Annotated in this window: 8 protein-coding genes, 1 tRNA gene and 1 pseudogene; 8 read left to right on the top strand and 2 right to left on the bottom strand. The window is 67.9% G+C overall.

The window, feature by feature from the left end; genetic code table 11:
• Positions 1–49: 49 nt before the first annotated feature.
• Positions 50–124: transfer RNA gene (locus ABWP84_RS14170), tRNA-Gly, on the bottom strand.
• Positions 125–240: 116 nt separating this feature from the next.
• Here ABWP84_RS14170 and ribH point away from each other — a divergent pair.
• The 8 genes from ribH to ABWP84_RS14210 all read left to right on the top strand — a co-directional run bounded on the left by ribH (position 241) and on the right by ABWP84_RS14210 (position 7,579).
• Positions 241–723, top strand: coding sequence for a 6,7-dimethyl-8-ribityllumazine synthase (ribH, locus tag ABWP84_RS14175; protein WP_353212691.1), 483 nt, complete (start codon positions 241–243; stop codon positions 721–723).
• Positions 720–1,208: a transcription antitermination factor NusB gene (nusB, locus tag ABWP84_RS14180; RefSeq protein WP_353212692.1), complete on the top strand. Its 489-nt coding sequence runs from the start codon at positions 720–722 to the stop codon at positions 1,206–1,208. The genes ribH and nusB overlap by 4 nt, the downstream gene beginning before the upstream one ends.
• A complete protein-coding gene (thiL, locus tag ABWP84_RS14185; RefSeq protein ID WP_353212693.1) occupies positions 1,205–2,143 on the top strand; it encodes a thiamine-phosphate kinase in 939 nt (312 codons plus the stop codon). The genes nusB and thiL overlap by 4 nt, the downstream gene beginning before the upstream one ends.
• Positions 2,144–3,361 carry an MFS transporter gene (locus ABWP84_RS14190; RefSeq protein WP_353212694.1) on the top strand — a complete coding sequence of 406 codons (1,218 nt, stop codon included), beginning with the start codon at positions 2,144–2,146 and terminating at the stop codon, positions 3,359–3,361.
• 38 nt (positions 3,362–3,399) lie between these two features.
• The gene (locus ABWP84_RS14195) at positions 3,400–4,371 is read left to right on the top strand and encodes a tripartite tricarboxylate transporter substrate-binding protein (RefSeq protein WP_353212695.1); all 972 of its coding nucleotides are present in this window, start codon (positions 3,400–3,402) and stop codon (positions 4,369–4,371) included.
• Positions 4,372–4,385: 14 nt separating this feature from the next.
• On the top strand, positions 4,386–5,342 hold the full coding sequence (locus ABWP84_RS14200) for a hydroxymethylglutaryl-CoA lyase (RefSeq protein ID WP_353212696.1): 957 nt from the start codon (positions 4,386–4,388) through the stop codon (positions 5,340–5,342).
• Positions 5,343–5,450: 108 nt separating this feature from the next.
• On the top strand, positions 5,451–6,590 hold the full coding sequence (locus ABWP84_RS14205) for a CaiB/BaiF CoA-transferase family protein (protein WP_353212697.1): 1,140 nt from the start codon (positions 5,451–5,453) through the stop codon (positions 6,588–6,590).
• Positions 6,591–6,595: 5 nt separating this feature from the next.
• On the top strand, positions 6,596–7,579 hold the full coding sequence (locus ABWP84_RS14210; RefSeq protein ID WP_353212698.1) for a tripartite tricarboxylate transporter substrate binding protein: 984 nt from the start codon (positions 6,596–6,598) through the stop codon (positions 7,577–7,579).
• 118 nt (positions 7,580–7,697) lie between these two features.
• Here ABWP84_RS14210 and ABWP84_RS14215 read toward each other — a convergent pair.
• Positions 7,698–8,766: pseudogene (locus ABWP84_RS14215) on the bottom strand (hypothetical protein); the annotation flags it as partial.

Genomic DNA, 8,766 nt, shown 5'->3' on the forward strand with positions numbered 1-8,766 from the left:
CCCACAAACCGAATGTCTGTAATTTGGAGAAGGGAGTTGGAAAGCCAACTGGAGCGGGCGAAGGGATTCGAACCCTCGACCCCGACCTTGGCAAGGTCGTGCTCTACCCCTGAGCTACGCCCGCCCGCTCTCTGAGATTGAAAATGACCCAATGTTGCAGTTTGCGCAACCCCCCCCCTGGCAAGATGATTCATTATCGCCCGCTTGCCCTCATCCCCCATGCTCTGCCACATCCTCGTCATGAGCACCGCCGACGCCCCCATCCGCCCCATTCCCATCATCCCAGGCCCCGCGCCGCGCCTCCTGCTCATCCAGGCGCCTTATTACGAGGCCATCGTCTCCGGCATGCGCCATGCCGCCCAGGCCATGGCAGCAGAAACCGGCGCCAGCCTCGATGTCGTCGATGTCGCCGGCGCCTTCGAATTGCCCGCGGCACTGCGCATGGCCATTCAGTCCGGCCGAGCGTTTGATGGCGTCCTCATCCTGGGCTGCGTCGTCCAAGGCGGCACCGACCATTACGAACACATCTGCCGCGAGACCTTTCGCGGCGTGATGGATATCTCGGTGGAAACTGGCCTGCCCATCGGCTTTGGCCTGCTCACCGTCGCCACCATCCAGCAGGCCGAGGAACGCTCGGCCGATAATCACCACAATAAGGGGCGTGAGGCGATGTTCGCCCTCCTCATGCAGGTCGCGCTGCGCCGCGCCTGGGGCCTGGCGTGAGCCTTCCCACCCAACCGCGCGGCCGCCCGCGCACCGGCGCGCGCGTCGCCGCCGTGCAGGCGCTGTTCCAGGCCGAGGCCTCGGGCGATTCGCCCGAAACCGTGCTCGACCAATTCATCCGCCATCGCCTGGGCCAAATGCCGGGGCAGGGCGGCTTTGAGGATGGCCGCGTGCCCGAGGCCGATGTCGCCCTCTTCGCTGGCATCGTCCGCCGCGCCGCCACCCGTAGCGATGACCTCGACGCCATCATCACCGCCCACCTGGCCGAGGCCTGGCCGCTCGCCAAACTCGACCCCGTGCTGCGCGCCCTGCTGCGTGCCGCCACCGCCGAGCTGCGCGATGGGCGCGAGCCCCCGGCAAAGGTCATCATCCGCGAATATCTCGACATCGCGCATGGCTTCTTCACCGCCAAGGAACCGCGCTTTGCCGCCGGCGTGCTGGATGCACTGGCCCGCAGCCTACGCCCCGGCGATTTCCCTGCGTGAACAATGCGGCCCCCTTGGCGCCGGAATTTGCGCTGATCGCGCAGCATTTCCGCCCGCTGGCGGGGCAGGGGGCCTTGGACCTTTCCGATGATGCCGCCCTGCTGACACCGCCGCCCGGCCGCGAACTCGTCCTCGCCGCCGATGCCATGGTCGGCGGCGTGCATTTCCTGCCTGAGGACCCGCCCGAGACCATCGGCCGCAAACTCCTGCGGGTGAACCTGTCGGATCTGGCGGCGATGGGGGCGGACCCGCTGGCATATCTCATGACCGTGGCACTCCCCCGCGCCACCCCCGCCGCCTGGCTCGAGGGCTTCGTCGCCGGCCTCGCTCTCGATCAGGCGGAATTTGGCCTGCAAGTCCTGGGTGGCGACACCGTCTCCACCCCCGGCCCCGCCAGCCTCAGCCTTACCATCCTGGGCACGGTACCGCCCGGCCAGGCGCTGCGCCGCGGCGGTGCCCGGCCGGGCGATTCGCTCTGGGTCAGCGGCAGCATCGGCGATGGTGCGCTCGGCCTTCGCGCCGCCCGTGGCGAGATTCCCGACCCGGATGGCTATCTAGCCGGCCGCTATCGCCTGCCGCAGCCCCGCCTTGCGCTGGGCCGGGCGCTGCGTGGCCTCGCCACCGCCTGCATGGATGTCTCCGATGGGCTGGTGCAGGATCTTGGTCACCTCGCGCGCGCCTCAGGCTGTGGCGCCGTGCTGGAGGCCGCCCTGGTGCCGCTCTCCCCCCAGGCCCAGGCCGCCGATCTGAGCTTTCTGATCACCGGCGGCGATGATTACGAACTCCTCTTCGCCCTCCCCCCCCGCACCCTGCCGTCAGGAAACATGGCCGCCACGCGCATAGGCCACTTCACGGCAGGCCCGCCCGGTGTTCTGGTGCTGGACAAGACGGGCCAGCCCATGGCGCTGTCACACCAGGGATGGAGCCACTTCTAGATGGATGCGACAGCGCACACCTCGCCCGACCCGCGCGCCGAGGCCGCGATGCGCATCACCGTCTGGCGGCTGTTCTTCTGCCAGGCGCTGATGCAAGCCACCGTGGTGGGGCAGGTGGCGATGAGCGCGCTGATCGGCCACACCCTCTCCGCCAATGCCGCCCTGGCCACCCTGCCCATGGCGGTGCAGATGACGGCGGTGATGCTGGCCTCCATCCCCGCCGGCATCCTCTTCGCCCGGCTGGGCCGGCGGACAGGTTTCATGGTGGGCGCCGTCGCTTCAATCTGCGGCAGCCTGCTCTTTGCCGCCGGCGTCTATGGCGGCAATTTTTTCGTCTATTGTATGGGCTCGGCCTTTGCCGGGGTGGGCTTTGGCATCGCCCAGCATTACCGCTTCGCCGCCTCGGAAGTGGCACCGCCAGCCTTCCGCGCCCGCGCCATTTCGCTGGTGATGACCGGCCCCATCCTCTCGGCCATCGCCGGGCCGGAAATCGTCAAACGCACCTATGATCTGGCGCTGCCCTACCTCTTCCTGCCCACCTATCTGATCCTGGCGGCGGTGCCGCTGGTCTGCCTCGTGTTGCTGGCCGGCACCATCCTGCCGCCGCCGCCGCCCCGGCAGAGAGTGGCCACCCCGATTGGCGAGATCATCGCCCGCCCCAGCTTTGTCGCCGCCGCCGTCGCCGGCCTCGTCGCCTATGGCGCGATGAACCTGATCATGACCGCAACACCGCTCGAGATGATGCTCTGCGGCTTCGGCGTCAGTGCTTCGGCTAGCGTCATCCAATGGCATGCGGTGGCGATGTTCGCGCCGGGCTTCTTCACCGGCCGGCTGATTAACCGCTTTGGCATGCGGCGGATGATGATGGCCGGTGCGGTGCTGACCGCCGGCTGCGCCCTGGTTTCGCTGCTGGGCGAGACATTCTGGCACTTCGTCGCCGGCCTGGTGCTGCTGGGCGTGGGCTGGAACTGGATGTTCGTCTCCGCCACCGCGCTGCTCGCCACTGCCTATGAGCCTGCCGAGCGGATGCGCGCCCAGGCGGCCAATGATTTTATCGTCTTTGGCACCGTGGCCTGCACCGCCTTCCTCTCCGGCTTTGTGCATGCCCAGCTTGGCTGGGCGCTGCTCAATCTGGCGGTGATCCCGCCGCTGGTCGCAGCCCTCGCCCTGTTGCTCTGGCAACAAAGGGTATCCCGCCTGGCCCCACGCCCGGCCTGAGCCCTAAACCAGCGCCCCCCGAGAATAAGGACCCGCCCGTGCTGACACGCCGCGCCGCCCTCGCCTTCACCCTGGCTCCCCCTCTGGCCAACCCAGCGCTGGCGCAGGGCGAATGGCCCTCGCAGCCCATCCGCATGATCATGCCCTATGCCGCGGGCGGGCCCACGGATGTGATCGCCCGGCTGCTGGCCGATGCAATCTCACCCCGTCTCGGCCAGCGGGTGGTGGTGGAAAACCGCACCGGTGCGGGTGGCAATATCGGCGCGGCTGCCGTCGCCCGCGCCGCCCCTGATGGCCAAACCTTCCTCTTCAGCAATACCGGCCATGCGGTGAATCGCGCACTCTATGCCCGGCTGGATTACGACCCGGCGAATGACCTGGTGCCGGTCACCATCGTCGCCGAAAGCCCGATGGTGCTGATGGTGCCCAATGCCGCGCCGGATCGCAGCCTGGCCGATCTCGTCGCCCGCGCCCGCGCCCGGCCGGAGGGGCTCTCCTATGCCTCCTCGTGCGCGGGCGGCGCGCTGCAATTGGTCACCCTGCTGCTGCTGCAGGCGGCCGGCATCAGGATGACCGAGATTTCCTATCGCGGCAGCGCCCCCGCCTTGCAGGATCTTTTGGCCGGCCGGTTGGACATGCTCTATGACGCCGGCCCCTCGGCCTTTCCCGTCGTGCAATCCGGCCAGGCCCGGGCGCTGGTCGTTTCCGGGCCGGCGCGCAGCCCGGTGATGCCCAACCTGCCCACCGTGGCCGAGGCCGGCTTTCCCGCCGCCACCTTCTCGGTCTGGCAAGTGGTGCTGGCACCTGCCCGCACGCCCATGCCCATCCTGGAACGGATGAACCGCGAGATCGCCGCCGTGCTGGGCGATGGCCCGCTGCGCGCCCGGCTGATCGAGATGGGGGCCGAGCGCGTGGTGGCCAATTCCATCCCCGAGGCCGCCCGCTATGTCGCCGAAGAAATGACCCGTTGGGGCAATGTGCTGCGCGCCGCCGGCGTGCAGCAGCAATAAGGAAAGCGCGCCCAATGACCGACCTGCCAAGCCGCGTGGACATCACCGAAGAAGGCCCGCGCGAGGGTTTTCAAATCGAACCCGGCCCCATCCCCACCGCCGATAAGATCGCCCTGATCGACGCCCTTTCCGCCACCGGCGCCAAGCGCATCCAGGTGGCCAGCTTCGTGAACCCCAAAATCGTCCCCGGCTGGGCCGATGCTGAGGCGGTGGTGGCCGGTTTCACGCCGCGCGCCGGGGTTGAATACACCGCACTCTGGTTCAACGCCGCAGGGCTTGGCCGGGTGCAGGGCTTTGCCGAGAGGCTGGCCGTGCAGGGCTCCATCACCGTCACCGGCTCGGAAGCCTTTACCAAGAAGAACCTCAACCGCTCGCATGCCGAGCAGTTGGAGGCCCAGCGCAAACACGTGGCCACCCACCAGGCGGCTGGCGTGCCGATGAACCGCGTCTCGCTGCAAGCGGCCTTTGGCTGTAATTATTCTGGCGCCGTGCCCGCCACCCAAGCCATGGCCGCCTTGCATGACGCCATGCGCCTGGCCGCCGAGACCGGTTGCAGCATCGAAAAAATCTCCCTGGCCGATAGCATGGGCTGGGCCAATCCGGCGCTGGTCGACCGGCTGGTGAGCGCGGTGCGCGAGGCCTATCCGGCGCAGAAAATCTCGCTGCATCTGCATGATACGCGCGGCCTGGGCATTGCCTGCGCGGCTGCGGGGCTGCGGCTGGGGGTTTCGATGTTCGATGCTGCGGTGGCCGGCCTGGGCGGCTGCCCCTTTGCCGGCCACCCCGGCGCGCCGGGCAATATCGCCACCGAAGAGCTGGTCTTCCTCTGCGAGGAAATGGGTGTGGCAACGGGCATTGACCTTGATGCGATGATCGAGGCCGCAAAGCTCGCCGAGCGCATCGTCGGCCACCGCCTGCCGTCGAATCTGCTGCGCAGCGGCGGGCTGGCCGCCTTCCGGCGCGCGGCGTGATGGCCGCCGATTCACGCCTCCGGGCTTATGCCCTCCGCCGATCGGAGGCGGCATGATGGCCGCCGATACACGCCTCCGGGCTAGCGCCCTCCGCCGATCGGAGGCGGCATGACCCTCCCCCTGGACGGCGTTCGTGTCGTCGAATTCTCGCATATGGTGATGGGGCCGTCCTGCGGCCTCATCCTCGCCGATCTCGGCGCCGAGGTGATCAAGGTGGAGCCGCCCGGCGGTGATCGCACCCGCCACCTCAAATCCTCCGGCACCGGGTTTTTCGCCGCCCTCAGCCGCAACAAAAAATCCGTCACGCTCGACACGGCAAACCCCGCCGATGTCGAGACGCTGCTGCGCCTGATCGACACCGCCGATGTGGTGCTGGAGAATTTCCGCCCCGGCGCGCTGGCGGAAAAGGGCCTGGGCTTCGACACTCTACGCGCGCGAAACCCCCGCCTCATCTGCCTGTCCCTGAAGGGCTTTCTCTCCGGCCCCTATGAGCGCCGCACCGCGCTGGATGAGGTGGTGCAGATGATGTCCGGCCTGGCCTATATGACCGGCCCGCCCGGGCGGCCCTTACGCGCCGGTGCCCCGGTCAATGACATGATGGGCGGGATGTTCGGCGCCATCGCCATCCTCGCCGCGCTGCGCGAGCGTGAGCGCAGCGGCGAGGGCCAGGTGCTCGCCGCCTCGCTCTTCGAGAATGCCGCCTTCCTGGTCTCCACCGCCATGCTGCAACAGGCCATCACCGGCGTCGCACCCGAACCCATGCCCGCCGGCCGCCGCGCCTGGGGCGTCTATGACGTCTTCACCGCCAGCGATGGGGTGCAGATTTTCGTCGGCGTCGTGACCGACCGGCAATGGGAGATCTTCTGCACCGCCCTGGGCGAGCCGGCCCTGCTGGTGCCCGAGTTTGCCAGCAACAACCTGCGCAGTGCGGCACGCGAGCGGTTGATCCCGCTGGTGCAATCCATCCTCGGCCGCTTCACCGTGGCCGAGATCGAAGCGCTCTGCGCCCCGGCAGGCCTGCCCTATGCCCGCATCAACCGGCCATGGGATCTCTTTGAGAATGCGCATCTGCAAGCCTCGGGCGGGCTTTTGCCGGTGACGCTGCCCGATGGCAGGACCGTGCATATCCCCGCCCTGCCGATGCAGTTTGGCGAGCGCCGATTGGGCGTGCGGCATGACCTAGCCAGCCCCGGCCAGCACAATGACGAAATCCTGGGCCCGCTATCGCCCCCACCCGAGGACAGCTAGCCACCATGCAAAGGCGCGCCCTGCTCATCACCCTGGCCAGCCCCTCCTTGGCCAACCCCTCCCTGGCCCAGCCCGTTGCGGCCCAGCCCGCCTATCCGGACCGGCCGATCCGGCTGATCGTGCCTTTCCCACCCGGGGGCGGCACGGATGTGATCAGCCGCGAGATCAGCGCCCGGCTGCAGGCTGATTTGGGCTGGAACATCGTCATTGAGAACCGCCCCGGCGCGGGCGGCAATATCGGCCTTGATGCCGTGGCCAAGGCCGCGCCCGATGGCTTCACCCTGGGGATGGGCCAGGCCTCCAACCTCGCGATCAACCCAGCGCTTTATCCCGCGATGCCCTTCGACCCGCTGCGCGATTTCGCGCTGATCTCGACCGTGGCGCAGCAGCCGCTGGTGCTGGTCACTGCCCGCGCCGCGCCTTGGGCTGATCTGCCGGCGCTGGTCGCAGCCGCCCGCGCCGCGGGCGCGCGCCTCACCGCGGGCCATTCGGGCAATGGCACGGTGGGGCATCTTTTGGGCGAACTCTTCGCCCAGGCCAGCCAGGCCGAGATCACCCAGGTGCCCTATCGCGGCGCGGGGCAGGTGACGGCGGATTTGCTGGCGCGGCGGGTGGATATTTTCTTCGCCAATCCCCCCGCCGTGCGCGGCCTGATCGAGGCCGGCGAATTGCGCCCCCTGGCGGTGAGCGGTGCCGGCCGTAGCCCGAGCTTCCCCCGCGCACCCAGCCTCGCCGAGGCCGGCTTCCCAAGCCTTGTCGCGCAAAATTGGACCGGGCTGGTCGCCCCCGCCCGCACCCCGCCCGCCATCATCGCCCGCTGGAGCGAGGCCACGCGCGGGGCCCTCGCACATCCCGAGATGGTGCAGAAACTGGCGCAGGAGGCCAGCGAGCCGCGCCCCAGCACCGCGGAGCAATTCCGCGCCTTCCTCACCGAAGAGCATGCCCGTTGGGGCCGTATCGTGCGGCAGGCGCGGATTGAACTGGGCTAGCAGGTTGCTGAAAAACGCTTGTTGCAGGGGCAAAGCCCTTTGATCTTGCTTGCCCTCGCCGTTGGTTTTTTTCCAGCCTGTCAGAGCAGTTTCATGCCTTGCAGCGCCGTAAGCCGCCTCAGCCGAAGTAAATATAATCCGCCCCAAAAAACGGCTTGGGCAAATCCGCCACTGCCAGGCCCGTGCAGGTGATCGAGGTATCGATCAGGCCATTGCCATTGAGGTCGCAATGCAGCGTCGCGCCCTTGAAGCCATTCGCGCCATCGCTGGCGAGCCAGGTGAAGCGGCTCAACCCCGGCCGATAGCCCCAGATCGTCACCGCCTCGCCGGCGGTAAAGTCGGCGATGGTCGACCATGTTCCACTCGCGCCATAATGCGCCCCGCGGCCATCGATGAAGAAGGTATCGCTCCCCGCACCGCCGGTCAGGAAATTCGAGCCCAGGCCGCCATCGAGGATATCCTCCCCCGCCCCGCCATCAATCCCGTCATCGCCGCCCAGGGCATTGATGAAGTCGTTCCTGTCGGTGGCGAGCACCACCTCGGATGCGGCGCTGCCCAGCAACTGATTCTGCAGGCCGCTGACCGGGCCCGCATAGAGATCAGGCAATTCGTAGCTGTTCTGCCCCCCGCGATTGACCAGGACCAGGCCCTGATCCGCCGCCAGGCCTTTGAGCGATGCGATGGAGATCGCCGCCGCGGCCTCGAATTGCAGAAAATCCATATTGCTGATGCGGTCCAGCCCATCCGCCCCGCTGGTGAGCAAAACCCCATCGCGCATGCCATAGCGATGCTGCGAAAGCCTGCCCAACAGCACGGCCAGGTCACCACCACCACCGCCATCCAAAATGTCATTGCCCGCCCCGCCCTGCAGCGTGTCAATGCCCGCCCCGCCGGAGAGCATGCTGCCGAGAAGCGGATTGGCCACCAGCTTCTGCCCGGTATAGCTGGCGAATAGACTATCTCCGCTGCCGCTCAGGCGGCCGATTTCGGCATTATCGGGCATTGTCCAGCCGGAGACGAGCACCAGGATTGTATCGGTACCCTCATCCTCCTGCTCGATCACCGCATCGCCGAGGCTATCCACCTCGTAACTGTCATCGCCAGTGCCGCCGATCATGGCGTCATTGCCGGGGCCACCTTCCAGGCGGTCACTGCCATCACCGCCGCTCAGCAGGTCGTCGCCGCCC

It is taken from the genome of Rhodovarius sp. (assembly GCF_040399605.1).
Taxonomy (GTDB): Bacteria; Pseudomonadota; Alphaproteobacteria; order Acetobacterales; family Acetobacteraceae; genus Rhodovarius; species Rhodovarius crocodyli_A.